Origin of the sequence: Hoeflea sp. EC-HK425, assembly GCF_902498795.1 — a bacterium.
GTDB lineage: Bacteria > Pseudomonadota > Alphaproteobacteria > Rhizobiales > Rhizobiaceae > Hoeflea > Hoeflea alexandrii.
Genome location: NZ_LR701572.1, coordinates 4,065,611 through 4,091,432, shown reverse-complemented (window position 1 = coordinate 4,091,432; position 25,822 = coordinate 4,065,611). Strand labels below are relative to the sequence as shown.

The window sequence follows — 25,822 nt, the reverse complement described above, 5'->3', positions numbered from 1 at the left end:
TCAGGCCCCGGCCTGAAACACCACCCGCCCGCCGCAGATCGTGGCTACGACCGCGACATCCTTGATCTCGTCGTGATCCGCAACAGCCATGATATCCCGGTCGAGGATCACCAGATCCGCTACCTTGCCCACTTCCAGCGAACCCTTGTAGGCCTCGCTGCGCTCGGCATAGGCGCCGCCGATCGTATAGCCCCTGAGCGCAGCTTCGAGCGAGAACCGCTGGTCCGGCACCTCCGGCACCCATGCCGTCCGCGTCACCGCCGAGTGGATTCCCTTGAGAACCGAGATGTCAGATACCGGCCAGTCCGAGGCCAGCGCGATCGCGGCGCCGGGGCCCGCGATCTTCTGCCAGGCAAAGGCGTCGCTCCACCGGTCACGGCCGATATTGCTCAGGGTCGGCTCCAGCGGCAGCCCGCTGCATCCCGGCGCATGCGGCGGCTGGACCGAGGCAATCACGTCGAGCTCAGCGATGCGGGCGAAATCATTGTCATCGACCAGTTCGAGATGCTCGATGCGGTGACGCAGGCCTGACGCGCCGTTTGCCGTTCGCGCCGCCGCGTAGCCGTCCAGCACCCGGGCCACCGCCGCGTCGCCGATCGCATGCACCGCGATCTGCAGTCCCATCGCATCGATCCGCGTTGCAAGCCCGGCGAATGTCTCCGCCGCGAACCGCCCGTGCGAGCGGTATCCGGGTTGACCGGGGTAATCGTGTTTCATGAAGGCGGTGCGGCTGTCGATGACGCCGTCCATGAAGAATTTCACGAACCCCGACGCCAGCCATTCATCCGACCAGCGCGCGCGCATCTCGAGCGCGGTTTGAAGGTTTTCGGGCTTCATCTCGGGGACATAGTGGAATGGCACCCGCACGCGCGCGGTCAGTTCCCCCGCCGAGCGGAGCTCTTCGAGCAGGTCCAGCGTGTAGATATTGCCGTCCATGTTGACGATCGAGGTGATGCCGTGTTTCGCCGCATGCGCCAGCCCGCGTCTCAAATGCGCGAGGTCGATGGCACGTTCGGCTTGCGACGGCGCGGGATCCGGTTCGCGGCCGCTAGCCAAGCCCAGCATGGTCCGCTCCTGGCCGCCGAGCCGCATCACCGGGCTGTAGGCCTCCGGCTCCAGCAGCGCGCCGGTTGCCAGACCGTCGGCGCCCATCACCACCTCGTGCCCGTCGGAGGTCTCGAGCCCGTGCAGCACGCCTGCGGCTTCAAGTGCTGCGGTATTGGCCCAGACCGTGTGGTGGTCATGCGCCATCAGCGCCACCGGCCGCCCGGGCAGGATCTTGTCGAGGACCAGGCGCGGCGCCGTGTCGCCGAAGATGCCGTAATCCGGACCCTGGCCGACCAGAAGCGGCGCATCCGGTCTGTTGGCCGCGAAGGCGGTCAGCTCCCTGGCAAGAAGATCGAGGTCGGCGCATCCGTCGAGCTGAAGGTTCTCAAGCTCCGCGCCGCCGATGAACAGGTGCATGTGGCTTTCGATGAAGCCCGGCAGCACCGTCGCGCCCTTCGCATCGATGATCTCAGTGCCAGGACCGGCGAGGCGAGAGATCTCGTCGACGGAGCCAACAGCGATGATGCGTCCGTCCTTGATCCCGACCGCCGCCGCGCGCGGCAGATCCGGATCCATCGTCAGGACCGCGCCGTTGGTGATGATCATGTCTGCGGTTGCCACTGGTCTCATCCCTTGCTTGTTGCTCTTGTCCGCAAGAACCCCGCCGCCTACCGGTCGCTCAGGGCTGCCCGGATCGCGTCGATGGCGCGGAACGTGTCGCGGGTCAGCGACGGAATCACGTAATCCGGCCAGGTCGACAGCTTCACCACCAGCAATTCGCTCTTCGGATCGGCATAGATCAGCTGACCGAACACACCGCGGGCGCAGATGTCGCCCCTGTCCGCATCGCGAATCCACCAGAAACGGCGGTAGGCTCCACCGGGCAGGACGGATGTGTAGGGATCGCCGAAGACATCTCTGTCCCCGGTCTGAATTCCGTTGATCCAGGCAGCCGGGACAACCTGCTGCCCGCCGGCCCGTCCGTTGTTCAGTGTCAGCATCCCCAGCCGCGCGTAATCGCGCAGCGTCGCGTTGAAACCGCCGTCGGCAAGCGCGGTGCCTGCTTCATCAACGGTGAAATAGGCGTCGCGATCAGCGCCGATGGGTTGCCACAGATGCTGGCTGACGAGCTCGGCGAGAGACTTGCCGGCCGCCCGTTCCAGTACCCACGCGACCACGTCCGTCTCGATCGAGCGGTATTCGAACGCCCCGCCATGCGGCCTGTGCTTCGGCAGGCTGAGAATGACCTCGCGGATCGTCGGGCGCGGTGCGCTGGCAACATGCGGACGCCAGCCGGAGGCGATGTCGATCCGGGTCATGTCGCTGCCCGGCAAGTTGTAGTCTTCGGTGAAGCGGACGCCCGAGCGCATGTCGAGGACCTGGTCGAGCGTCGCGTCGGCATAGCCGCACTGCGTGAGTTCGGGCACGATGTCTGCCAGCGGCACATCGAGATCCACCGTGCCATCGGATACGAAAATTCCGGTCAGAAGGCCGACAACGGATTTCGCCACGGACTGCGACAGATGCAGTGTTTCCGGCGCCATCCCGTTGAGATAGCGCTCGAAGACAACGCGGTTGCGGTGCATCACCAGGAAGGCATCGCCATAGCTTTCGCCGAGGAAGCGATCAATGGAAACGGTCGTGCCGTTCTCCCGCTGGAACCGGATGTTGCTCAGATCCTCGTAGGCTTCATCGAGCGTACTTGCCGGACCGAAGCCGCGAAACACATCGACGGTTGGTATGAGGCTGCGCACGTTCTGGAACGCCCAGCGGTTGAACGGCGGGAGATCCCAGTTCGCAAGCGTCGGTCGCTTTTCCGGCGGGGGTGGAAAACCCTGCATGATCCCCAGTTGCCGGGCGGTCTTGGGCATAGCCGGTTCAACCTTTCCGGTGTCGGACATGGACATTCTTTCTCGGTTGGGTGGCGGCGCGCGGGGTGTCCCGCGCGCCGGCTCAGGGACTACTGCTTCAGCTGGGTCCAGATCTTGTTGTAGAGATCGACAACTTCCTGCGGGCAGGGGGTGACGAAGTCCGGAGCGGGTGCGCTGGCAGGCATCACGATCTCTGGCGCGGAGAGCATTTCAGGCTCCATGAACTTGTCGCTGCCAAGAATGCCGTTGGCATAACGGGCAAAGTTCGACGTCATACCAGCGTTCTCCGGGTCCATCATGAAGTTGATGAACAGCTTGGCATTGTCGAGATTGGGCGCACCCTTGAGCACCGCGACATTGTCCATCCAGCCGGTGAAACCCTCTTTCGGATAGGCGTATTTCAGCGTCGGCCGCTGCGCCCGGGCCCGCATCGCAGCACCGTTCCAGCTCTGGCTGATGTCGACGTCCTTGGAGGTCAGTTTCTCGATCACCGCATAGTCCATCGTCCGCCAGTGCGGCTTGGCCTTGGAAAGCAGGGCAAGCACTTCACGCAGCTCGTCCTGGTTGCCATTGCAGCGGCCGTAACCGAGATAGCGCAGGCCGGCATTGATCACGTCGTTCATGTCGTTGAGCATGTTGATCCGGCCCTTGAGCGCTTCCGGCGGATCAAACAGCAGGGCCAGAGTATCAATCTCGCCGTCATAGATGGCCGTGTCGACGGTGAACGAGGTGGTTCCCCACTGGTAGGGGATCGAGTAATTGCGGCCGGGATCCCACCAGACATCGACCCAGTTCGGATCGACGTTCTTGAAGTTCTCCATCTCGTTCGGCTTGACTTCCTCGAGCAGCCCTTCGCCGATCATGACCTTGATCATGTAGTCGCCGGGAACGACGATGTCATAGCCGGTGTCGCCCGCCTTGACCTTTGCGAGCATTGCCTCGTTGGAATCGTAGCCGTCCAGATTTACTTTGACGTCGTACTTTTCCTCGAACTTCTTGATCATCTCGGGCGAGGTATAGTTGCCCCAGTTGTAGACGTTCAGTTCGCCCGCGGCCATTGCCGCCGACGATGCGAATGCCACGGCGGATGCGGTGGCGAGAAGCCTCAATATGGTTTTCATCGTTGTTCCTCTCTTTCTTTAGCCGTCCTATCGCTGCATGCGCCGCTGCACGACGAACAGCAGCATGACCAGCAAAACCGAGACCGCGACCAGGATGGTCGAGACGGCATTGATCTCGGGCGTGATCCCGCGCCGGATGGCGCCGAGAATGTAGATGGGAAGCGTGGTCTCCCCCGGTCCCGCAATCATCAGCGTGATGATCACATCATCGAGCGAGACGACGAAGGCGAGCATCGCACCTGCGACGATGCCCGGTCCAAGCAGTGGCAATGTCACCAGGGTGAAGACCTTCAGCGGTGGCGCGTAGAGATCGGCTGCGGCCTGTTCGAGTGTCAGCGTCATGGTTTCAAGCCGGGCGCGGATCGGCATGTAGGCAAACGGAATGCAGAAGGCCGCATGCGCCAGCATCAGGTAGCCGATGCCGGAGAGTCCGGTGATCTTCTTGACCAGAGCGAACAGCGACAGCGTGGCGATTGCCGTGACGATCTCGGGGATCATCAGCGGCTGGTTGATGATACCGAAGACCAGTCCCTGGCCAGCGAACTTCTTCGTCCGCGTGGTCGCCAGCGCCGCCATGGTGGCCACGATCGTCGAAATCACCGTTGCAAACAGCGCAACCTTCACCGACACCCAGGCCGCATTGCGGATCCCGTCATTCTCCAGCGCCTTGGCGTACCAGTCGAGCGAAAACCCTGTCCACAACACCACCGACCGGTTCTCGTTGAAGGAGAATGCAACCAGCACCAGGATTGGCAGGTACAACGTGACAATGGTTATCCAGGCCGTTGCGGTGAAACCCGGCATGGCCCTGAGATCGCGAACCCGCCTGCGGCGGTGACCCGGTTTTCCCGATGCCGGCGTTGCTGTGGTTGGGTCAGCCATTGTTTGTCGCTCCCCTTCTGGCGGCGAGCGCGTTGACCAGCAGAACCACAATCACCAGTGCCATCAGGATGAGCGCGGCAGCCGACCCGAACGGCCAGTTGCGTGATGCCCCGAACTGCATGGCGATCATGTTGCCGATCATCAGTTTCTTGCCGCCCCCCAGAAGCTCGGGCGTGATGTAGGCGCCGAGAGCGGGGATGAAGACCAGGATGCAGCCGGCGACAATTCCGGGCTTGGCCAATGGAACGATCACGTGGAACAGCACTTTCAGCCGGTTTGCATAAAGATCGTAGCCGGCTTCGACCAGGCTGAAGTCGAGCTTCTCGAGGCTCGCATAGATCGGCAGCACCATGAACGGCAGAAACGAATAGATCAGGCCGATGAACACCGCGGTGTCGGTGTAGAGAATGGTCAGCGGCGACGAGATGATGCCGGCCTTCATCAGCATGATGTTGATGATGCCCTCGTCGCGGATGATCAGCAGCATGGCATAGGTGCGGATCAGAAGGTTGGTCCAGAACGGCAGCGTGATCAGGAACAGCCAGATGTTGCGTTGCTCCCGCGGCTTGCTGGCGATGAAATAGGCGGTTGGAAACCCGAGAATGAGCGCGCCGATGGTGGCGCCCAGCGCAAGCCCGATCGACCGGAGAAAGATCGACACATAGGCGGAATTGAACACCAGCGTGTCGTCGAAAATGTCACGCTGGAACAGGAACTGCACGTAGCTGTCAGTGCTGAATTCCCAGGTCACGCCGCCATAGGTGCCGGGCGTCAGGAATGAATAAACGACGGTGATTCCAAGCGGCAGGATGCTGATCGCCAGGATGATTGTCAGCGCCGGCGCAAGAAGCCACGCCCGGGTGGCGCGCTCGCTACGCCTGTTGTTTGCGATCGCGGTAGCAAGCGCCGATGGAGGTTGCCGGTCGCTCATTCCAGCACCCGGATCAGGTCGGGCTGCATGATCGCGCCGATCGTGGCGCCGGGCTGGTATTTGCCCTCGTCGACCGCGCCCGGATTGCGGATGACGATTTCCTCGCCGGTTCCGAGCCGAAGGTGGAGATTTGTCGCCGCGCCGAAATAGACGATGTTCTCGAGAACGCCGGTGAGCGTCGGCGTCTCGCCCGCGCCTGCCAGCCGGACATTTTCAGGCCGGATCGCCACGCTGACATTGCCGGACCGTGCCGAGGCTGTTCCAAGATGCGCGGAGACCATGCTCCCGTCGCGAAGCCGTACCGTCGCCAGATCGCCGTCCGTTCGTTCGACCGTCCCTTCGAGAATGTTGATGTCGCCGATGAAATCGGCGACGAACCGATGCGTCGGACGGTCATAGATATCGCGCGGCGTACCGACCTGCAGGATCTTGCCGGATTTCATCACCGCGATCCGGTCCGACATGGTCAGCGCCTCTTCCTGATCATGGGTCACGAACACGAAGGTGATGCCGGTCTCGGCCTGCAGGCTTTTCAGCTCGAGCTGCATGTTCTTGCGCAGCTTGAGATCAAGCGCGGCCAACGGCTCGTCGAGCAGCAGCACCTTGGGCGCCGGCGCCAGCGCTCTCGCCAGCGCCACGCGCTGCTGCTGGCCGCCCGAAAGCTGGTCGGTCCGCCGCCCGGCCATCGCCTCGAGTTGGACCAGCGCCAGCATCCGCTCGGTCGTGGTGCTGATTTCGGCTGCCGGCTTGCCGAGCATTCTCAGCCCGAAGCCGATGTTTTCGGCCACCGTCATGTGCGGAAACAGCGCGTAGCTCTGGAAAACGGTATTGACCGGACGCCGGTGCGGAGGCTTGTCGGTGATGCCCTCGCCCTGCAGCGAGATTGATCCCTCTGTCGGCAGCTCGAACCCGGCGATCAGCCTGAGCAGCGTCGTCTTTCCGCAACCGGACGGGCCGAGCAGCGTGAAGAACTCGTTCTCGAGAATGTCGAGCTCGACGCTGTCGAGCGCGGTGACCGCGTAGTCTCCCTGTCCGAAGGTCTTCGACAGCGCCCTTACCGACACCGCCGCCTTCCGCTCTTTGGCGATTTCTGTTCCGGTCATCCGATAAATCTGCCCCCGCCGATCTGGCTCACTTTCCATGCCCAAAGGCTAGGAGCCCGGCTCGAGGGGGTAAATACCCCGAAGGGGATAGGCTGGTCAGTCGAGTACCGAGCGCAGGAAATTCGACAGCAGTTCGGATTGCGAGGAGATGGACAGTTTCCGGTAGATGTTCTTCCGGTGGATCTTCACCGTGCCCACGGTTATGCCCGCCACCGTTGACACTGATGCCGAGGAATGGCCCTTGAGAATGAGCGTTGCCACCTCGCGTTCGCGGGCTGTGAGGATGCCTTCGCCAAACGCATCGAGCGCCGCGGTCAGCGTGCGGTCCGCGGGCTGAGGCCCCGCATCGACCGGTCCGGTGTGGCCGCGCTCGAAATGCTTGCCGGTAAGAGCGGCTATGACATCCAGCTCCATTCGAAACGCTTGCACGGCCCGGACACTGAATCGCGGCTCCTTGCCAAGCCGTCCGAGCGAGAAGAAGATCGCGGCCTCGCCCTGGGGCACCAGGATCGCCATTTCGTCCCTGAGGGCGATGTTCCGGTAATAGCGGCGGTAATAGGTCGACCGCATGAACTGGTCCGGCGCCACGTCCCGCAACCGCATCGCGCCATGGTTCCGGCCGGACAGGAAGATGTCGTAGACGGGGTCGAGAAGATAGGCGGTGTCAAGATACTGGTCGACGACATCGCGGTGACGCTCGGCCCTGACATTGTCATAGATATGATCAGGCGTACGCTGCCTGTGCAGACGGGTGATGAAGGCGCCGCTGAACGGCACGACCGATCGCATGTAATCAAGGATCGCGGGAAAGAAATCAGCGGTGTTGATGGCGGCTATGGCGCGCGCCATGTGCGTTTGCGGTGCGCCTGAGACAACTGGTGGGACAACATGTGTCGTGGGAGGGGGGGCGTCGCTCAATTGCTCAATGTTCCATTCCCGGGATCGTCATCCTGTTTGGCAGGTTGCGACCGGCAACCTTCAGTCCTGGGCCGGTCGTGCCGCGGCTGACAAGCCCCGCCCGGCATGCCCGAACCAGGGCTCATGGTGGCAAATCGCAAGGCCGGGTGCCAGCATATTCTGCGGAGGGACCGTTGGCACATCGCGTGGTTGCGGTGCGATCGTGGTCAGTAGCGCTTGAGGAACGGGCTGCGCGCCAAGCAGCGGCTTTCAGGCATCAAGCTTGATCCTGGTTTCAGGGTGGCAAGGGACCCGCCGGGATGGCGGGCCCCTGGTGTCTCAGAGTTTGCCTGCTTCGCGATAGTAGCGCGCCGCACCCGGATGGATCTGCATGTCGCCCAGCGGCTTGACCGCGTAGTCGATGCTCAACGCCTTGGCCCAGGGTGCTTCCGAGGTGATGTTGCCGATATTGTCCCAGAACGCCTTGGTGATCTGGTAGACGGTCTCCTCGTCGAGATCGGCCCGCACGCCGATGCCGACGGCTGTATCGTGAGACATCACCGGGCTCTCGTTTTTCTGGCCCTTGTACATGCCAGCTGGCACTTCGGCGAGCGTCCGGTCCGAACCGAGAAACTTGGTGACGGCTTCACCCGAATGGTCCTCGGGTCCGATGAAGCGGACATCCTCGGTCTCGGTGAACTGGATGAACTGCTGGCACGGATCGATGCAGCCATTGACATACATGTCGATCTTTCCGTCCTGGAAGGACTGGTATCCGGTCGCCCAGTTGGCGGTGATGGCCTCATAGTCCTCGCCGGCGACAAGCCCGGTGGTTGCTTCGATCCACGCCTTGGCGGTGTTGTAGGCACCGCCGCCGGCAGGGCCGAGAAACACGCTGGCGCCTTCGATGTCGTCCAGCGTCTCGATATCGCTGCCGGCGCGCACCGTGTAGTGATATTGGCCGTAAGGGAACCACATCAGCAACTGCACGTTCTTTGACAGCTCCGGCGCCTCGGGCTCCTTGGCGTACATCGCCTTGCCGTTCTGCATCAGCCGGTAGATGGTCGGAGAGACCATCGACATGTCGAGATTGCCGCGGCCGACTTCGAGCATGTGCACCGTTGCCGCGCCGCCGCCGGCGACTTCGATTTCGATGTCGCCGAGCGCGTCGGTCACAAGGTTGGCGAAGGTCGCCATGGTGATCGCCTGGCCCAGGCTCGGCTCGATTGTCGCCATCTTCAGGGTTTCGGCCTGAGCGCTTCCCAGGCCGATCATGAGTGCGGCGGTTGCCGCCAGTGTCTGCTGTTTCATCTCTCTTCCTCCGTGTGTTGATTCTTGCTCCGTCAGGTCATGGCCTCGACGGTTTTCCGTTGCGCCGCGCGTTCCCTGATGATCAGCGCAAGGCCTGCAAGCGCTGCCGGTCCTGCAATGATCATCTGCGGCCATAGGCAGGCCAGTCCCAGCGCGACCCGCGCCAGGCGCTCGGTCGCGGACAGCCTGGCGCGGTCAAATCCCGCCAGCGCCGAGGCGATCAGCCACATCGCCAGGGTGAAGGCGATGATGATCCAGCCGAGATCGGCCCAGCTCACCGTTGCGATATCGATCATCGCGCGGGAACCCGCAGCGCCTTCTCCGAACCATTCGAAAACCACCTGGAGCTTGTAGAGTACGGCCGGGTGGTAGACGAAGACAAAGGGAATGAGAAAGCCCGCAAGCGCGATCTTGGCAGCCTCGAACCCTGTGCGAACCGGGTCTGCCCCGGCAATAGGTGCTGCCGCGAAGGCGGCGAGCGCAACCGGCGGCGTCACCGTCGACATCATCGCGAAGAAGACCACGAACAGATGCAGCGTCAGCGGTGCGATGCCGACCGTGTCGATGCCCGAACTCAGGGCGATGACGATGATGAAATAGGTGGCCCCGGGCGGCAACCCCATGCCGAGAACGATCGCACCGAAAGCGACGATCAGCAACACCATGAACAGCGGTCCGTCCGCCACCTGCGCCAGCAGCAGCGACAGCCGCCCGGCGAATCCGGAGGTCTGGATCAGGCCGACGATCAGACCGATCGCCGTCACGATGACGACGATGGAAGCGGCCATGCGACCAGCCTGGACGAAGGCGCCCCAGACTTTTTCGCGGGAGCGGAAATCGGGAAACAGGGCAAGCGTTGAGCACAGTGCCGCGACAAGTCCGTAAAACCCGGCCTTCGGCACGGAAGGCTGGACGAAAAGGAAGTAGGAAAGCACGCCGAGCGGGACCAGGAAGACCAGGGTCTGGACCCATTCGCCGCGGGTCAGCTGCGGCCGGGCATCGTCGGGCAGCGCCCCGATGCCGAGCCGGCGGGCCTCGAAATAGACGGCCAGGAATGTCCCCAGATAATAGAAGATGGCCGGTATCACCGCCGCGACCACGATGTAGCGGTACTCGAGCCCGATCTGGCCGGCAACGAAGAACGCCACCACGCCCATGACCGGTGGCATGATCTGTCCGCCGGTGGAGGCGGCAGCCTCGACCGCACCGGAGAATGCCGGCTTGAATCCCGATTTCTTGATCACCGGTATGGTCATTACCCCGGTCGAGACCACGTTGGAGATCGCTGCACCCGAAAGCGTGCCGAACAGTGCCGAACTGGCAACCGCCGCATGCGCGGCACCGCCGGTCAGCCCGCCGGTCAGCCGGTTGGCGATCTTCATCAACAGGTCACCCGCGCCCGATCCCATCAGGATGGCGCCGAAGACAATGAAGATCAGCACATTGCCGGTCACCACCTGAACCGGCTGCCCGAACATGCCGCCGGTCTGGGCCCAGAAATTGAGCACCATCGTGCGCAGGTTCTGCGCGATCGTCGCTTCCGATCCCGCCAGGATGCCGGCCCATTCCGGCAGCCAGCCACGGGCGAAGAAATAGACGATCCAGAAGATCGAAAAACCGACGATGAAGCCGCCATACATCCGGTAGGTGAGGTAGAGCGTCAGCACCATGGCCAGCAAAAAGGCGACGTAATCCACCCCTGAGACCGATGGCACCATGCCTGCATCGGAGACAAAGATCTTGGCGATCCACGCCGCGAAGACCGCAACCGAAAGCACCGCCATCCCCCAGTTGACGCGGCGCAGCCCCGGGCGCTTGTGCAGGGTGAGCGCCGAGACCACGAAGGAGAGGGTGATCGGCAGACCGATGATCAGTCCGGTCGGCAGCAGGAAGCCCTGCTCGAAACTGCGGTGTGCCGCACCAAGCCAGTGCTCCCGCAACACCAGCCGCTGGTCGCGCCGCGACATCTCGTCAAAGCCGTCTGTGGCGTTTGCGATCACCCAGCGGACGAATTCGCTCAGCGGCCCTGATGCTGCATAGAGCACAATGATGAGCGCGAACGCCACCGCCACCAGATCGGCAATCCGCTTGTCGGCGCGATCTGGCGGCAGAGGCTCAGTCATGGCCGTCCTGCTCCGTCTGCAAATGGACCTGCCGTGCCGGCCCGCGGTACTTGACTGTCAGCTCCTCCGGCACCTCCGAGCCGTCCACCAGGAACGGCAGGATGCCCTTGCGCGCCGAGGCGCCGCGCATCGCCTCGATGTCGTCGTCTGAGCGCGTCACTCGCTGGGCGTTGCGCCGGCCCCAGCGCGCCAGCTTCTCGTAGAGTTCCGCAAGCACTGCCTCGTGCCCCGGCTGCCCGCCGAGGTCGTGGAATTCGTCCGGATCGGTCAGGGTATCAAACAGCATCGGGCGGAACCCGCCTTCCGCATGAATGAGCTTGTAGCGCCCGTCATAGACCATGAACAGCCGTGCGTCGTCGGCGCTGACGCCCAGCGCGGTCCGCATCGGCGTGACCGAGTAGTCGTACTCGCTGATCACGAAATCCCGCCACTCAACGGGCGTTTCGCCATTGAGCCAGGGCATCAGCGAACGGCCTTCGATGATGTGCCCGGGCACCTTGCCGCCCCCCGCTTCGACGAACGTGGCCGCAAGGTCGATGCTCTCGACCAGCGCGTCGCAGGTAGTGCCGCGCGTGGCGTCGGCCTTGCGGCGCGGATCATAGATGATCAGCGGGATCTTCACCGATGGCTCGTGAAACAGGTCCTTCTCGCCAAGCCAGTGATCGCCGAGATAGTCGCCATGGTCGGAGGTCACCACAATCATGGTGTCCTCCATCCGCCCGGTTGCTTCCAGGTGATCGAGCAGCCGGCCAAGCTGGTCGTCGCATTGCTTGATCAGGCCCATATAGGCCGGGATCACCTTCTCGCGGACCTCGTCGCGCTGGAAGGCCTGGGCGATCTTGTTGTTCATGAACGCGCCATAGACCGGGTGCGGATCGGTCCGCTCCGTCGCGTGACGGCGTGCGGCTGGAACACTGTTGGGGCCGAACATGTCATGATAGGGCGCCGGCACGATATAGGGCCAGTGCGGCTTGATGAAGCTGACATGCGCCAGCCAGTTGCCTTCCGCCTGGTCGAGGAAACGGATGGTCTCGGAAGTCAGCCACGGGGTTTCGCTGTCTTCCTCGCGGATGTTGGCCTGCTTGTCGGCATTCATGAACATCCAGCCGCTGGCCATGTTGCCGTCGTCATCGACGCCGGCATTGGCGTAGTCCGCCCAGGGGTTGTCGCCGTCATAGCCTTTCGACTTGAGGTATTCATTGTAGGGCGAGCGCTTGGAATCGTAAAACCCGTCCGGCCCCGCGCCCCACAACCCGTCATCGCGGATAAAGGCGTCGAAGCCGCATTCCGACTGCCTCGCGCCAATCACCGTGTCCGGGCTCAGGCCAAGCCGCGTCATGCCTTCCGCATCGACCTTCATGTGGGTCTTGCCGAGCAGCCAGGAATCCATGCCGAGCTTGCGCAGATGATCGCCCAGCGTCAGCTCGCCAACCCGGAGCGGAAAGCCGTTCCATTGAGCCCCGTGCGAGGAGGCGTAGCGCCCGGTGTAGAAACTCATCCGGCTCGCGCCGCAGATCGGCGATTGCACATAGGCTTCGCTGAAGCGCACGCCCATTTCGGCCAGCCGGTCAAAATTCGGCGTGTGAAGATGCGGGTGCCCCGCACAGCTCAGGTAATCGAACCGGAGCTGGTCATACATGATGAACAGGATGTTCATGTGTCCTCCCAGACACCCGGATCTGCGCCCGGGCTGGGAAGATCATAGCAAACAGACCGATAGCCTCGAAACGAAATTAGTTCATTGGTATAGCTAATGGTTATCGCTGGATGCGGGTGCCAGATAGCGGGCGCGGTTCAGCACCGCATCTGCAAAGGCTTGACCGGCGGGTGTCAGCGGCCGGTCAGCCAGGGTGATGAGCCCGATCTGCACCGGCTCGACCGTGTCTTCAAGCGGCAGCGCCACGATCTCCCAGCGCGGGATGATCTCTTCGAGCATCAGCCCGGGAAACGAACACAGCCGGTCGCTTCCCTCGATCATGGCAAGCAGCGAGGTGATCGAGTCCGAAGTCGTGATCGGATCGGGCACCGGCAGGCCCGCCGCCAGGAAGTCGGCGGCGATACCGAAACTGCGCTTGCGCGCGCCAACCATGATCCATTCCGCATCGACGAGTTGCTCAAGCCGGGTGGCGTTGGCATAGCGTGAGCCCTTGCCGGTGATGACGACCACTGGCGTTTTCACCAGATTGCGGATGCTCAGCCCCGCCCGGTCATCCCTGGCGGGCACCGGACCGATGACAAGATCGGCCTCGCCCGAGCGCAACACTGCAAGGGCTCCGGGAGGATGCCCGCCGGCCACCTGGAGATGCACATTGGGGAACTGCTTGCGGAAGCGGTCCATCACCTTGGGCACGATGCGGACCGCCGCCAGCGGCGACACGATCACATGCAGATTGCCCGAGCCGTCCCCTTGGATCTGGCGGATATCCTCGTCAAGCTTGCGGAACTCGGAGCTGATCATCCGCGCTCGCGCAATGATCTTGCGTCCGATTTCGGTCGGCTCCACTCCGCGGGCCGCCCGGGCGAAGATCTTGGCGCCCAGTTCCTCTTCTGCCTGCTTGAGCGTTTTCGTCAGGGCCGGCTGGGATTTCCTCAGGCTGCGTGCCGCGGCCCTGAGGCTGCCTGCCTCTGCGATCGCAACGATGGTTTCGACATGCGTGACTTTCATGGGCTTCCCCAACCTGGCCCCACCCGGCCTGGCCTGCATTGGCGCAGCGGAAAGCTGTCCCCGGCGGCGGGCGGGATCATCCGGATCGGCTGGAGCTCCGTTGGTTCGCGGAACCCTAGATTGCCCGGTCCCAATCATACTGGCAGGGTCTGGGCGCCTGCTGTCGAGACGGCCAGACAGCGATCCCTGCAAACGCGCACAACATCAAGAACAAGAACGTCATAAGCACATTCCTTTCCGCAAAGGCGGCAGACACGGCGGCAGCTTCCGGTCGGGCGCGAGCCCGCGAACCTGCTCCAGTATCACCGGATAATGTGCATTTATGGTTAACGAATGCTTAAGTGACTTGTCCCGGTCGTCGTGGAAACTGCAAACATATCGATGTGCGGGCGCTGTTTCAGCGGTTTGAAACAGGATGGCCCCGCCGTTTTCCTGCCTTATGGACCTGTTTATCCGTGCTTCCCGCACCCGCCGGCAGTGCCGGTCCGGACGCTCGAAATGGCCGCCTGGACCGGGTTAAGGGCTTGTTAACCAAAGCTTCTGAAATCCTGATTGGCAAACTTTGTTTAGCAATCTGTGAACGATTTGCTCCCTAGTGTCGCCACGCTCGAGGGGCACCCCCGCATGACGCGGGGTCAAGGAATTTATGTGGGGTAATCATGCACATGATGTGCACTAAATGGCTGGCGCTGCTTGCCGGCTTTCTCGGGCTGACCCTGTTGTGGTTGCCACTCAGTCTTCAGGCACAGCTGGTTTTGAGTCTCGCGGCTCTCGGTATGATGTTCTTCGGCATGACCCGCCAGGACAACGCTGTCTTCCGTCTGATCACGTTCATTTTCTGCGGTGTTCTCGCGCTGCGCTATGCTTTCTGGCGCACCACCGAGACCTTGCCGGCGTTCTCTGAGCCGTTGAACTTCATTCCGGGCCTGCTGCTCTACATCGCCGAGATGTACTGCCTGGTGATGCTGGCAATCAGCTTCTTCATGCTTGCCGATCCGCTCAAGCGCGTCGCGCCGAAGGTCCGGTCACTCGAAGAGCTTCCGACCGTCGATGTGTTCATCCCGACCTACAATGAAGATCCGGAACTGCTGGCAGCCACGCTGGCCGCCGCCAAGTCGATGATCTATCCGCGCGAAAAGCTCTCGGTCTGGCTGCTCGACGATGGCGGCACCGAGGCAAAACGCACGCACAAGGATCCCGTGGTTGCGCTTGCCGCCACGCGGCGCCACGAGCAGCTCAAGGCGCTGTGCAAGTCGATGGGTGTGCACTACCACGCCCGTAAGAAGAACGATCATGCCAAGGCCGGCAACCTCAATGACGGCCTGCGGGTCTCGAAGGCCGAACTGGTCGTCGTCTTCGATGCCGACCATGCGCCGGTGCGCGAATTCCTCAAGGAAACAGTGAGCTTCTTCAAGGAAGATCCGAAGCTGTTCCTGGTGCAGACACCACACTATTTCCTCAATCCCGATCCGCTGGAAAAGAACCTCAGGACCTTCCACGCGATGCCGTCGGAGAACGAGATGTTCTACTCGGTACTTCAGCGAGGCCTCGACAAGTGGAACGCTTCGTTCTTCTGCGGATCGGCGGCGGTACTGCGGCGCAAGGCGCTTGATACGGTTGGCGGTTTTTCCGGTCAGTCGATCACCGAGGATTGCGAGACGGCGCTCAGCCTGCACGCCAGGGGCTGGCACTCGATCTATGTCGACAAGCCGCTGATTGCCGGCCTGCAGCCCGAAACCTTCGTCGCCTTCATCGGCCAGCGCGCCCGCTGGTGCCAGGGCATGCTGCAGATCTTCATCCTGAACCGGCCGTTCCTGGCCAAGGGCCTCACCATGGGGCAGCGCATCTGTTATGCGGGCATCAACCTGTTCTGGCTGTTTCCCCTGTCGCGGCTGGCCTTCATGCTCTCGCCGCTGCTTTACATCTTCTTCTCGCTGGAGATTTATCAGGCCAACATCCAGGAATTCGGTGTCTATGCACTGACCTACCTGATCGCGTCCTTCGCCATGCAGAGCTATCTTTATGGCAAGGTCCGCTGGCCCTGGGTGTCAGAACTCTACGAGTATATCCAGTCGGTCATGCTGGTCGGCTCCATCGTCAGCGTCATCCGCAATCCGCGCAAGCCGACCTTCAACGTCACGGCAAAGGGCCAGACACTGGATTCGAACGGTCTCTCGCCGATCGCCGTTCCCTATTTCGTCATCTTCTTCGTGCTGTTGGCGGCTGCGGTCTACTCGGTCTGGCGGCTTGCGACCGAACCGGTCGCGTCGGATCTGCTGATGATCGTCGCGATCTGGAATCTGATCAATCTCGGCGTCGCCGGGGCAGGATTGGGTGTGGTGGCGGAAAGGCGGGAACTGCGCCGCAACCAGCGCCTTCCGATCCGCCGCCATGGATTGTTGCGCCAGGGACAGCGCACCTGGACTGTCATCCTGGTCGACGCATCGAGCGGCGGGGTCTCGGTACTGTTTCCCGAGCACGAACCCGATATTGATCCGGATTCGGACTGGTCGGGCGAAATTGAAGTCCGCCGCGGTGGCCGCGCTGTCTCGTTTCCGGTCGCCATCCGCTCGGTCAGGCAGTGCGACGGCACCAACGTCTTCGGTTTTGCCTATCCGCAGCGACGGCCGGAGACCTTCATGGCCATCGCCGAGATCATGTATTCCGACCAGGCCGTGCTGCAGGAGCGTATCTCCCGCCGCCAGGTACGCCTCGACATCGTGCGCGGGACCTTGCGCTTTGCCCGTTGGAGCGTCGTCGAATCATTCCGGGCGACCGCCTATCTGTTCGGTTTCGGCCGTTCCGGCAAGATCGTTTCCCACGCCGATGCACCGATCGTGGTCAAGCCCAACAATGCCCAGATCCCGGCCAGAACGCCGGCAGTGACGGCCCCGGTCGGCGGAGTAAGATCCCATGCGTAACCTGATTTTCTCCGCAGCCGCGGCAATGCTCCTGAGTGGCCATGCCCTTCCCATGGCAAATGCACAAAGCCTGTTGTCGGAGACGCCCTCCGCAAGCCCGGTGGTGTCGCTGCGCGGCCTTGGGGAAAGCACCATCCTGTCGACCCGGCCGATAACCGCCATCAGCTCGACACCCCGTGAGAACGCCAACCTGGTTTCATTCGAGCAGCCGGGTTCGGCGCTGATGCTGGAAGGCGAAAACGACGTCGTCGATCTCACCTTCGTGCTCGATGCCGATAGCATTGCCGCGGGCGGAGATCTGGTCATCGCCTACCGCAACGCTGTCTCGGTCATGCCGGAAGCATCGATGGTCGCCGTCATGATCAACGGATCGTCTGCCGGCGAGTTTCCAATCCGCTCGCCATCGGGTTTCGAGAAACAGACCATCCGGGTTTCACCCGCACTTCTGCGTGTCGGGGTGAACGAGGTCCGTTTGCGGGCCGTTCAGCATCACCGGGTCGATTGCTCGATGGAGGCGACCTATGAATTGTGGACCGAGATCGATCGCAACCTCTCCGGTTTTCTCGCCAGATCGCCGGTCAGGCCAGATGATTTTGCTGCGCTGCGCGGTATCGGCCGCAATGACAACGGATTGACCGACTTGCGGCTGATCCTGCCCGAAGGTGCGGGTGCTGATGCGCTCAACCGCGCGGCGCCGATACTCCAGACCCTGGCGTTGGCCCTCAACCGTGATGATCTCTCGGTCACGGTTGCCCGTAGCCCAGGTCATGGTCCGGGCATCGACCTGATCGTCGCCGTGGACGAGGATCCGGCTTCGCTCGATGATACTCGCGGCAACGAACCTTATGGCCTTTCGGTGTCGCAAGCTGCCGCTCCGGGGCGCGCCCGGGTCGTTCTGCGCGCCGCCTCGGCCGGCGAGATCCCGGGCTTGCTGCTCAGCGCCGTCCAGGGACCGCTCCAGCCGGTGCTCGACAGCGGCATTCGCGCCGGCCGCAAGGGCGAGATTCGCGCCGGTGAATCAAGCGTCTACACGCTTGCCGATGCGGGCTACGTCGCAACACCCTTCAGCGGCAGGCTGTTCCACACGCGCTTTGACATGGTGCTACCCGCCGATTTCTACCCCGCGGACTATGCCACCATGGATCTGGCGCTGCAGGCCGCAACATCGCCGGGGCTCAAGCCCACCTCGCAATTGCTCGTCCGGGTCAATGGCCACATCGTCAAGAGCCTGCCGATGCGCGACACCGGTGGCGAGGTGTTTTCCGGCCGCAAGCTGGAATTGCCATTGCGCGCCTTCCGCCCCGGCCGCAACCAGATCGAACTGCTGGCCGAGCTCGAGCGCGCGGCCGACGACCGCTGTCTGTTTGCCGAAAGGGACGACTCGGTTCCCCGCTTCATCCTGCTCGATACAACCGAAATCAGGGTTCCGGCGCTGGCCCGTGTGGCCCGGTCTCCCGAACTTGCCGCCATGGCCGGTGCCGCCTACCCCTATGCCGGCCCGTCCGGTGTTGACGTCCATGTGCTCAAACCGGACTCCCGGTCGATCTCCGCAGCCATGACCATGATTGCCAAGGTGGGTCTGGCGGCGCGGGCTCCGGTCATCACCCGGATTGCCTTCGGTCCACCGGCGTCTGACACCGGGAACGCCATCGTCATCGCACCCAGGCGCGAGATCGAGCACCTGTCGCAAAATGGCGCCGCACCGGGAGAGACAACGGCGCAGGTCATCGATTTTGCACAGGCCAGCGACTTCGCCGATCCGATCGTGACCTCGTCGATCAATCTGCCAGGTGCTGCCATTCCGCTGGCGATGACGACCGACCCGGCGGCGTTGCTTGCTGCCTTCCACCAGAAAACCCGTGATCTCGGCGACGCCGGATCTCCGGTGCGTAGCTTCACCTCCGGCATAAATGATGCCTACCGCTCGTTCAGGCAGTGGCTCAATTACGAGCGCCCCTCCGATTCCGCGCCGCTGCAGGAGGCCCGCCGCAAGGCCGAGCTGTGGCAGCGCCCCGGTGTCTCCGGCACCGGCGTGGTCACCTGGCTCACCGCGGACACCTCGTCGGATGTGGTCGCAGCATCGCAGATGCTCGCCGATCCCGCCGTCTGGAACCGGGTGGAAGGCGAGAGGGTCATTCTCGATCTGGACACAGGGTCGATCAGGACCATTCGGCCGCAAGGCCACTTTTCCCATGACATCAGCGACTACGGTCCCGGCAATCTGCGCCGTATTGCTGCGGCCTGGTTTTCCGACCACTTCCGCATCTATGTGGCGCTGGTCATTGGCCTGATGGCGGTCTTTGCCGTCTGGCTCGGCCGGGCAGTGCCGGGCGCCGGCGTGAGGACCGACAAATGAGAAAGCTTGACCGTCAGATGACGCAGTCCGGAGTATCACGGCCCCGGCCCGCACGTGGCCTTTCAATCAGCCTGGCAATGGCAATCCTGCTTGGCGGTTCTCTTTCCGGCCTTGCCGGCGACGCCAGCGGCCTGCTGTTCGAAGCCGCCCGTCCGCCGTTCCCGGCGGAGCCAGCCAGCCGGCAGGTTTCGCAATCCGGCGCCGGCACTGCCCCCGCACAACCTGCCACCGCCGAGGTCCCGCAGCTTGATCCGGTGCAGACCGCGGCCCTCTACTACTATGCAAAGCAACGCCAGACCGGCCGGGTCGAGGCCGAGCTCGCGCGTCTGCGAGCGCTGCATCCCGGCTTTGTGCCACCTCAGGATCTCTACATCGCCGCCGACCGGATTGTTCCGGACGAGACCAGCCTCTGGGATCTGTTCGCAGCCGATGACTTCACCGGTATCGATGCCGAGATCATCCGCCGAAAGGCTGCCGACCAAGCCTGGGAGCCGACGCAGGACTTTGCCACCAAGCTGGCGCGCAAGAAGCTGCGTGTGCGCATGACGGAGCTCGCCCAGGCGGGCGACTGGCTGGCGGTGGCCGATATCGCTGCCGGCATCGACCCGGAAACCGAAACCGACGTGGACCTCGTCTGGACGGGCATCGACGCGCTTTCCGCTTCGGGAAACAGGCAGGGGTTGGCACGCATGTTGCGCGGCCTTCTCGATCGCCAGGGCAAGAACCGGCTCTCCGACGAGCATCTCGTCGTCACCCTGCAGAAGGCATTGCGGGATTTTCCTGCCTCCGAAATCCGCGTTCTGGCGGCAGGCCTCTGGCCGCAGGAGAACGGGGCCTTCCTTCCATCCGCGCTGCGGCTTGACCTGGCTCGAAAGGATGTCGCGGATTTCAACGCTTCGAAGGATGCGGCTCCTGTGGCAGTTGAGACGGTGGGCCTGCTGGCCCTGGAGGCCAGGACGTCCCGCAAGCCGGAAGACCTGTCGCTGCTCGGTTGGCACGATCTCAAGCTGGAAAACCCGGAGGCGGCGGAGGAATGGTTCACCGCCGCGATGGAGATTGCGCCCGATCCGGAAAATGCCAAGGGCATGTATCTGAGCCTCGCCAGGCAGGCGAAGGACAAGCAGGCTTTCGAATTTGCCAGCCTCCATCTCGATGTCCTCTCGGACGATCCGGCGTTCCTTCTCAACGTTCTGTCTCCGCGCTTTGGCAAGCCGGGGCAGGCCATTGTCAGCGAGGATGCCGTGCTGGCCTATTCGACCGCCATTCTGGAGACAGGCGCGGCCGATCATGCCGAGATCCTTGGCTGGTATGCCTACAATTCCCGGCAGTTCGAGGCAGCCGAGGCCTGGTTCCGCCAGTCCTATGTCTGGGAGGCTACGGCCGACCGGCTCAAGGGCCTGGCCCTGACGATGCTGCGGCAGGGCCGGAAAAAGGACTATGCGGCCCTCAAGGCCGAACATGGCGGGCTCTATCCGGATATCTGGCCGGAAATCGCCGCGGCACCCACGCCTGACCGGAAGGACGCTGCTTCGGTCGCCGAACCGGCGCGCGGCGTCAAGACAAGCTATGTCCGGCATTTCGAAGCGAAAAACTATCCTGCCTGCCTGCGGGAAATCGACAGGCTCGGCGCATCTGCGCAAAAACCCGCCGTCGCCCTGATCCGCGGCTGGTGCGAACTTGGCCTCAAGCGGTTCAACGATGCGCGATCATCCTTCGAAGTCGCCATGAGCGGCACGGGACAGCAGCGTTCCGATGCGGTCTATGGTGCCGGGCTTTCCCTGCTCGGTGCAAGGCTGACTGACGAGGCAGAGGCGCTGATTACGGCCTGGCCGCTGTCGCAGGCGCGCGAACGCGAGCTTCGCGTCGAGATCTACATGCAGCGGGCCCGCTCCGCCTTCGAACAGCAGCAGTTCGAGAGCGCGTTGGCCGCACTCGATGCGCGCGCCGCGCTCGTGGCCGAATCCCGGGATCTCATGCAGATGCGTGCCTGGGCCTACTACCATCTCGGTCGCTCGGACCGGGCCAAGGCCATTTTCCGTCAGCTCAACATGGTTATTCGCGATACCGCCGCGCTGGCCGCAATCGAGATGATCAATACCAGGGAAGGGAATTGAACCCCAATGATGCCGCGTTTCATGGCCATGATGGCCTTGGCGTTTTCCGTATCAGGATGCGCCACCGGGGATGACCCCGCCGTTCTTTACACCGGTTCGATAAAGCCCGTCGGCCCGCCGCTGATCGCCGATGTTTCGCCGGATTATGCCGCCGCCTATCTGCCGCCGGTTGCGGGCCGCGTGGAAGCCGTGCGGCAATCCTCCAGGCCCGATCAGATCGACCAGAGCATCCTCTATTCGAATGCGGGATATCTCGCCGGCGAGAACGAACTGACGGTGTCCATCGCCCCTGCTTCGTCCGCAAAGTCCTACACCAGGGCCCCGACACAGCGCGAGATCATCAATGAGATCCGGACAGCTCTTCCGGGTGCGAGACTGCAGATTTCGCCGTCGATCGGCCGCAATTCGATCGGCCCGTTCGGCTATGCGTCCGGTCCTGCGGCCGCTGGCGGATCCTGCATCTTCGCCTGGCAGAACGCTGCCGACATCTCCGGTGAAACACGCAAGGGCAAGGGCTTTGGTCTTTTGACCGGGTCCCGCTATGCGGCCAGAGTGAGGCTGCGCTATTGCCACCCGGAAATGAACGAAGCGGCGCTTGTCGCCCTGATGAGCGGCCTTCGGCTTCGCGAAATCTCGGCCGGCACCATCGAAATGCTGCGCTTTGCCGAAGGGTCTGGCGTGACCGGACGGCGAGGATACGACATGTCGACAGCCGAGCCCGCGAAGGTGATCAAGACCGCCGGCACCTCGGCCAAGACGGGCGTTAGGCGTGCATCTTCCGAAAAGGCACCACCGGAAAGCGCGGGTCCCGTGTCCGGTACGCCGCGGGTGATGATGCCCGCGGAACTCGCCGGTTACAGCGCGGCGCAAGCGACGAAACCTGTTCTTGTCGCCAAGAGCGGCGCAACGACCATTACCCGGTCAAGCGCCCCGCTTGTTCCATTGCCGGCCGGTCTCGGCAGGTAGTCGGGCTCTTGTTGTTTCGGGAGCCGACATGCGGCCTTCCTGCAAAGGAAAGCCGATGACGGGTTTGAGCAAGGTCTCGAATGGCAGCTGGACCTTGCCGAAGGTGGCGAGTGCGCGGGCGCACCGCATCATCGCGTGGGGCGGCTCGGATCGTTCCCGGCGGCCTTGGCCGCTTTAGTGGCAACTTCGACAAACAGTCGTTACTCCGCCGCTTCTCCCCGGCCGGGCAGGATACTGTCTTCGATGTGCGCGCAGTCTTCCTGCAAGTCACCCATTTTTCAGCGATCGGCACTGAAAGTCCTTGCCGGGGTTTGCGTCACGGTGAAATCACAAAAAAGCCAGCTGGATGAGACATCCAGCTGGCTGCTGCTGGCCGGGGGAGGATCCGGCCGGCGAATTGGTCAAGGTGTAAACCTTAGTTGGTCGTGACGATCTTGCAGCGAGCGGCGCCGACTTCCGAAAACTCGACCTTTTCTTCGATGCCGCGTGCGCAGGTGTCACGCAGGGTAGCCTGCTGCTCGGGAGTTGCACCGTCCCAGCGAGCCTGGAAGTCTGCATCTTCGCGGTCGTTGCCTTCAGCGTCCATCATGATGTCGACGACGGCGGTGTCGCCACCAGCCATGGTTTCCATGGCCGAACGATTGTACTGCTGAACGCCCTCGGCGAATGCGCCGGTGGCAAAAAGAGTGGTCAGTGCGGTTGCTGCGATGAGCTTTTTCATGATGTTTCCCTTTCGTTAATTCGTACAACAGGAAAACACCGCGGGCCGGGAATGGTTCCAGAAAAATTCGAGAAATCGGGAACGACATTATCGCGCGCGCTCGGTGTCGGGGAGGGCAGACTTCACCTCGACGCCGAACCAGTTCACACGTCTGCCGGCCTGAGGCGCGGCTTCATTTGGTCAAGCGGAAACCCGCGTTCGGCAGACCGGCTCAGGCATACAGCACGGAATCATAGCCGTAGGTTTCGCTCAGCTTCTGGCCAAGGATGTGCTTGTGCTTGTGCTCGAAGGTGAGGAACTCGCTCAGCGTCGTCGAGCTCTCGCGTGGCCAGAGCAGCTGCAGCCGCCGGAGTTTCGTCGGCACCCGGATACCCGCCTCTTCGGCACGCACGATGATGTCGGAAATGTCGTCCCAGGTCTTCTGCATCTCGTGTGCGGCGGCAAACTCGACAATGGCCGCCTTCTTCTTCTCGTCGGTCGGGGTGTTCATCGAGGCATTGTCGAGCTCGACCTGCGCCATCTTGCGCATGTTGACTGCGTTGGGCAGCAGCCAGTTCTCGACATTCTGCATGTTCTCGGCAACGCTGCCGACCAACTTCTCGTCAAAATTCCGCATATCGAAATTGCAGCCCGATTCGGTCAGCAGCCCGCGCAGGAATTCCATCAGCTTCTTGCTGTCATTGGGCAGCAGATCGGGATAGTTCTTGTAGATGTCGGCAGCGATCCGGCTTCTGTAATAGGCGTTTCGGCCGAACCGCGCGAGCAGGGACTCGTAATGGTGGCCGGCCACCTTGTCCCGCGCGAGGTCGGATTCGGTCAGCGTCGCAATCAGGTTTTCCAGCACCTCCTCGCTTGCGCCCTGTGGCTGCCAGCGGCCGCCCTCGGTGGTGGCCGCAGCCGGGCGCTTGGCGGATTCGCCGAGAGCGCCGTGGAATGCATCGAAAATTTCACCGGCGTGTTTCAGCTCCTCCGAAAGCTGCTTGAGCATGCCCCGTTCGATCGGCCGCGGCAGACCGCCGGGCTCGCACAGCGATTCGAAGATCTTCGGTTCGCTGAACGACAGCCACTCCCGGAACTCGACGTCGCGCAGACGGGCGTCGATGAAATTGACCAGTTCCGCCAGCGCCGGCAGATCGTCCCCGGCCGGGCTCAGGCCGTTGATCCGGTAGACGCAGGTCTGCAGCACCGGCGTCCGTGCCAGGCGCATGATCAGGAAGGCCGCAACGATCTGGTCTTCCAGTTGCGGCAACGCAACGAAGGCCTCTTCCCGCCCCAGCAGGCTCAAAGCGCGGACCAGGATATTGCCGTCCCGTGCGGCCCTGAAGTCGTCGCGGGTGGTCCAGAAATCCGGATTGATGGCATCGGCCAGCAGCCACGGCGCCGGATCCTGTGTGAACGCATCCCAGGCGAAGGCGCCATCGGCATCACCCATGCCGTAAGAGATCGCCGAGTGGACCTTCAACGGAGTGAAGTCGAAGGGAGAATAGGGCGCTCCGACCCGGTCATGTTTGAGGCTCAAGGCCGGCGGCAGCGATTCGAAATCGCTCGGCTCCGTCAGCGACGAGCGCTTGGCCGGCCGGTGCGCATCGATTTCCGCGATCTTCTTGTGGCTGGAGGTATAGACGCCGCGCAGCAGCTGCAGTCCGGTGGTGTTGGCCTTGAAAGCGATGATGCTGTCGGAACTCAGATGCTGGCCTGCGCGCAGCTTGCGACCCATTGTGTCATAGAAGACCAGATGGTCTCCGGCCGAGATCTCGTAGACCGAAAGCTTGACCTTCTCGCCAGTCTCGTTGGGGACCACATCGACGAAGTAGTCGGGTGACGAGAGTTCGAACCAGCGATGTTCCTGGGTCAGGATCTCGATGAGGTTTTGCCCGGCATCGTCCACCTCGGCCTCGTCCCAGTCGCCGCTGCGCGAGAGCAGCTGCCGGTAGGCATCGACCAGATTGTCGCTGATCGACTGGAAGGTGCCGGGATCGATATCAATGATATCGCTCCACTCGTTGGCGCGCTGGCGATGCGCCGAGACATGCAGGAAATACAGCCCCTGCAACAGCGGCCGGCTTCCCTCGATGGTCAGAACCGCGTTCTGAACCCTGTCGTTTTCCACCGAGGCGCGTGTGATGGCGGTCGCGTCGTCATCTCTCGCCACCAGCTCGGCTTCGGTGATGTCATAGCCGACCGGGAAGATCTGCAGCGCGTCCTCGAGATGCGGAACCTCGAGGCGAAAACTGGAAACGGCAACGACGTTTGCCAGTTCGTCGGCTTCGTGCACGGGCCAGGATGTGAAATACCCCGCCCAGCCGATATGGGCATTGGGTTTCTTGACATGGTGGATGCGTTTGTCCGACCAGACGAACCTGGCATCGGGGTCGTCTCCCGGCTCCTCCGGAAGCGCGATCACCACATTGCCATATCTCGCATTGGGTACAAGCCCATCGGTCTCGCGCGCCAGCTCGAAGGCCTTGAGTGGCCTGGCGGTCTGCGCATCATCGATCAGCAATTCGACGGAATGGGTGCCGCGCGGCAGGCGAAGCGTTCGCAGGAAGCTCTCGCCTGGACCGATCGAGAATGCATCGACGACGATGCCCGACCGGTTGCCCTCACGGAAGGCATGCGGCTTGAGATGGCACAGCACGATCGCTCCCTTGCGATGCTTGACCAGCTCTTCGCCCTTGCTGGCAAAATATCCCAGCACCGCCTGGTCTTCGCCGTCCCAGGCCAGCCAGACATTCTCGCAACCCCCGCCCCGATAACCCATTCGACTCTTTCCTGTACTATTCAAATGGTTTA

At 62.7% G+C, this 25,822-nt stretch carries 17 protein-coding genes; 4 read left to right on the top strand and 13 right to left on the bottom strand.

Annotated features, from left to right (window positions below):
• The 11 genes from SPHINGO391_RS22170 to SPHINGO391_RS22120 form a co-directional block, all read right to left on the bottom strand.
• Nucleotides 1-1,677: an amidohydrolase gene (locus SPHINGO391_RS22170; protein WP_152010875.1), complete on the bottom strand. Its 1,677-nt coding sequence runs from the start codon at nucleotides 1,675-1,677 to the stop codon at nucleotides 1-3.
• A 38-nt stretch (nucleotides 1,678-1,715) separates the two neighbouring features.
• Nucleotides 1,716-2,948, bottom strand: a complete 1,233-nt coding sequence (locus SPHINGO391_RS22165) for a serine hydrolase (RefSeq protein ID WP_244615321.1) — start codon at nucleotides 2,946-2,948, stop codon at nucleotides 1,716-1,718.
• A gap of 59 nt (nucleotides 2,949-3,007) precedes the next feature.
• On the bottom strand, nucleotides 3,008-4,039 hold the full coding sequence (locus tag SPHINGO391_RS22160; RefSeq protein WP_210385809.1) for an extracellular solute-binding protein: 1,032 nt from the start codon (nucleotides 4,037-4,039) through the stop codon (nucleotides 3,008-3,010).
• Nucleotides 4,040-4,066: 27 nt separating this feature from the next.
• Nucleotides 4,067-4,843, bottom strand: coding sequence for an ABC transporter permease (locus SPHINGO391_RS22155; protein ID WP_244615474.1), 777 nt, complete (start codon nucleotides 4,841-4,843; stop codon nucleotides 4,067-4,069).
• 70 nt (nucleotides 4,844-4,913) lie between these two features.
• Nucleotides 4,914-5,852 carry an ABC transporter permease gene (locus SPHINGO391_RS22150; RefSeq protein WP_152010873.1) on the bottom strand — a complete coding sequence of 313 codons (939 nt, stop codon included), beginning with the start codon at nucleotides 5,850-5,852 and terminating at the stop codon, nucleotides 4,914-4,916.
• The gene (locus tag SPHINGO391_RS22145) at nucleotides 5,849-6,955 is read right to left on the bottom strand and encodes an ABC transporter ATP-binding protein (RefSeq protein WP_152010872.1); all 1,107 of its coding nucleotides are present in this window, start codon (nucleotides 6,953-6,955) and stop codon (nucleotides 5,849-5,851) included. Before SPHINGO391_RS22145 ends, SPHINGO391_RS22150 begins: the two co-directional genes overlap by 4 nt.
• A gap of 96 nt (nucleotides 6,956-7,051) precedes the next feature.
• The gene (locus SPHINGO391_RS22140; RefSeq protein ID WP_152010871.1) at nucleotides 7,052-7,804 is read right to left on the bottom strand and encodes a helix-turn-helix transcriptional regulator; all 753 of its coding nucleotides are present in this window, start codon (nucleotides 7,802-7,804) and stop codon (nucleotides 7,052-7,054) included.
• Nucleotides 7,805-8,191: 387 nt separating this feature from the next.
• Complete coding sequence (locus SPHINGO391_RS22135) at nucleotides 8,192-9,163, bottom strand: TAXI family TRAP transporter solute-binding subunit (protein WP_193217380.1); 972 nt, start codon at nucleotides 9,161-9,163, stop codon at nucleotides 8,192-8,194.
• Nucleotides 9,164-9,195: 32 nt separating this feature from the next.
• Nucleotides 9,196-11,286: a TRAP transporter fused permease subunit gene (locus SPHINGO391_RS22130; RefSeq protein ID WP_152010869.1), complete on the bottom strand. Its 2,091-nt coding sequence runs from the start codon at nucleotides 11,284-11,286 to the stop codon at nucleotides 9,196-9,198.
• Nucleotides 11,279-12,943 (bottom strand): sulfatase-like hydrolase/transferase, encoded by a 1,665-nt coding sequence (locus tag SPHINGO391_RS22125; RefSeq protein WP_152010868.1) that lies wholly within the window; start codon nucleotides 12,941-12,943, stop codon nucleotides 11,279-11,281. Before SPHINGO391_RS22125 ends, SPHINGO391_RS22130 begins: the two co-directional genes overlap by 8 nt.
• A 93-nt stretch (nucleotides 12,944-13,036) precedes the next feature.
• Nucleotides 13,037-13,951, bottom strand: coding sequence for a LysR family transcriptional regulator (locus tag SPHINGO391_RS22120; protein WP_193217379.1), 915 nt, complete (start codon nucleotides 13,949-13,951; stop codon nucleotides 13,037-13,039).
• Between the two features lie 665 nt (nucleotides 13,952-14,616).
• On the opposite strand from SPHINGO391_RS22120, the gene bcsA reads away from it, so the two are divergent.
• The 4 genes from bcsA to bcsN are packed head-to-tail and all read left to right on the top strand — an operon-like array spanning nucleotide 14,617 to nucleotide 22,308.
• Nucleotides 14,617-16,872: a UDP-forming cellulose synthase catalytic subunit gene (bcsA, locus tag SPHINGO391_RS22115; RefSeq protein ID WP_244615320.1), complete on the top strand. Its 2,256-nt coding sequence runs from the start codon at nucleotides 14,617-14,619 to the stop codon at nucleotides 16,870-16,872.
• On the top strand, nucleotides 16,865-19,228 hold the full coding sequence (locus tag SPHINGO391_RS22110; RefSeq protein ID WP_152010866.1) for a cellulose biosynthesis cyclic di-GMP-binding regulatory protein BcsB: 2,364 nt from the start codon (nucleotides 16,865-16,867) through the stop codon (nucleotides 19,226-19,228). The genes bcsA and SPHINGO391_RS22110 overlap by 8 nt, the downstream gene beginning before the upstream one ends.
• Nucleotides 19,225-21,342, top strand: coding sequence for a hypothetical protein (locus tag SPHINGO391_RS22105; RefSeq protein ID WP_152010865.1), 2,118 nt, complete (start codon nucleotides 19,225-19,227; stop codon nucleotides 21,340-21,342). The genes SPHINGO391_RS22110 and SPHINGO391_RS22105 overlap by 4 nt, the downstream gene beginning before the upstream one ends.
• Before the next feature lie 6 nt (nucleotides 21,343-21,348).
• Nucleotides 21,349-22,308, top strand: a complete 960-nt coding sequence (gene bcsN / locus SPHINGO391_RS22100) for a cellulose biosynthesis protein BcsN (RefSeq protein ID WP_152010864.1) — start codon at nucleotides 21,349-21,351, stop codon at nucleotides 22,306-22,308.
• A gap of 415 nt (nucleotides 22,309-22,723) precedes the next feature.
• Here the strand turns inward: bcsN and SPHINGO391_RS22095 are convergent, their stop codons facing one another.
• Together SPHINGO391_RS22095 and SPHINGO391_RS22090 are read right to left on the bottom strand one after the other, a co-directional pair.
• The gene (locus tag SPHINGO391_RS22095) at nucleotides 22,724-23,029 is read right to left on the bottom strand and encodes a hypothetical protein (protein WP_152010863.1); all 306 of its coding nucleotides are present in this window, start codon (nucleotides 23,027-23,029) and stop codon (nucleotides 22,724-22,726) included.
• A gap of 211 nt (nucleotides 23,030-23,240) precedes the next feature.
• Complete coding sequence (locus tag SPHINGO391_RS22090; protein WP_152010862.1) at nucleotides 23,241-25,790, bottom strand: hypothetical protein; 2,550 nt, start codon at nucleotides 25,788-25,790, stop codon at nucleotides 23,241-23,243.
• Nucleotides 25,791-25,822 lie beyond the last annotated feature (32 nt).

What these genes read in the sequence shown, in the direction of transcription:
- SPHINGO391_RS22170 (WP_152010875.1), bottom strand. Translation starts at nt 1,677, where the DNA reads ATGAGACCAGTGGCAACCGCAGACATGATCATCACCAACGGCGCGGTC.
- SPHINGO391_RS22165 (WP_244615321.1), bottom strand. Translation starts at nt 2,948, where the DNA reads ATGTCCGACACCGGAAAGGTTGAACCGGCTATGCCCAAGACCGCCCGG.
- SPHINGO391_RS22160 (WP_210385809.1), bottom strand. Translation starts at nt 4,039, where the DNA reads ATGAAAACCATATTGAGGCTTCTCGCCACCGCATCCGCCGTGGCATTC.
- SPHINGO391_RS22155 (WP_244615474.1), bottom strand. Translation starts at nt 4,843, where the DNA reads ATGCCGGGTTTCACCGCAACGGCCTGGATAACCATTGTCACGTTGTAC.
- SPHINGO391_RS22150 (WP_152010873.1), bottom strand. Translation starts at nt 5,852, where the DNA reads ATGAGCGACCGGCAACCTCCATCGGCGCTTGCTACCGCGATCGCAAAC.
- SPHINGO391_RS22145 (WP_152010872.1), bottom strand. Translation starts at nt 6,955, where the DNA reads ATGACCGGAACAGAAATCGCCAAAGAGCGGAAGGCGGCGGTGTCGGTA.
- SPHINGO391_RS22140 (WP_152010871.1), bottom strand. Translation starts at nt 7,804, where the DNA reads ATGGCGCGCGCCATAGCCGCCATCAACACCGCTGATTTCTTTCCCGCG.
- SPHINGO391_RS22135 (WP_193217380.1), bottom strand. Translation starts at nt 9,163, where the DNA reads ATGAAACAGCAGACACTGGCGGCAACCGCCGCACTCATGATCGGCCTG.
- SPHINGO391_RS22130 (WP_152010869.1), bottom strand. Translation starts at nt 11,286, where the DNA reads ATGACTGAGCCTCTGCCGCCAGATCGCGCCGACAAGCGGATTGCCGAT.
- SPHINGO391_RS22125 (WP_152010868.1), bottom strand. Translation starts at nt 12,943, where the DNA reads ATGAACATCCTGTTCATCATGTATGACCAGCTCCGGTTCGATTACCTG.
- SPHINGO391_RS22120 (WP_193217379.1), bottom strand. Translation starts at nt 13,951, where the DNA reads ATGAAAGTCACGCATGTCGAAACCATCGTTGCGATCGCAGAGGCAGGC.
- bcsA (WP_244615320.1), top strand. Translation starts at nt 14,617, where the DNA reads ATGATGTGCACTAAATGGCTGGCGCTGCTTGCCGGCTTTCTCGGGCTG.
- SPHINGO391_RS22110 (WP_152010866.1), top strand. Translation starts at nt 16,865, where the DNA reads ATGCGTAACCTGATTTTCTCCGCAGCCGCGGCAATGCTCCTGAGTGGC.
- SPHINGO391_RS22105 (WP_152010865.1), top strand. Translation starts at nt 19,225, where the DNA reads ATGAGAAAGCTTGACCGTCAGATGACGCAGTCCGGAGTATCACGGCCC.
- bcsN (WP_152010864.1), top strand. Translation starts at nt 21,349, where the DNA reads ATGATGCCGCGTTTCATGGCCATGATGGCCTTGGCGTTTTCCGTATCA.
- SPHINGO391_RS22095 (WP_152010863.1), bottom strand. Translation starts at nt 23,029, where the DNA reads ATGAAAAAGCTCATCGCAGCAACCGCACTGACCACTCTTTTTGCCACC.
- SPHINGO391_RS22090 (WP_152010862.1), bottom strand. Translation starts at nt 25,790, where the DNA reads ATGGGTTATCGGGGCGGGGGTTGCGAGAATGTCTGGCTGGCCTGGGAC.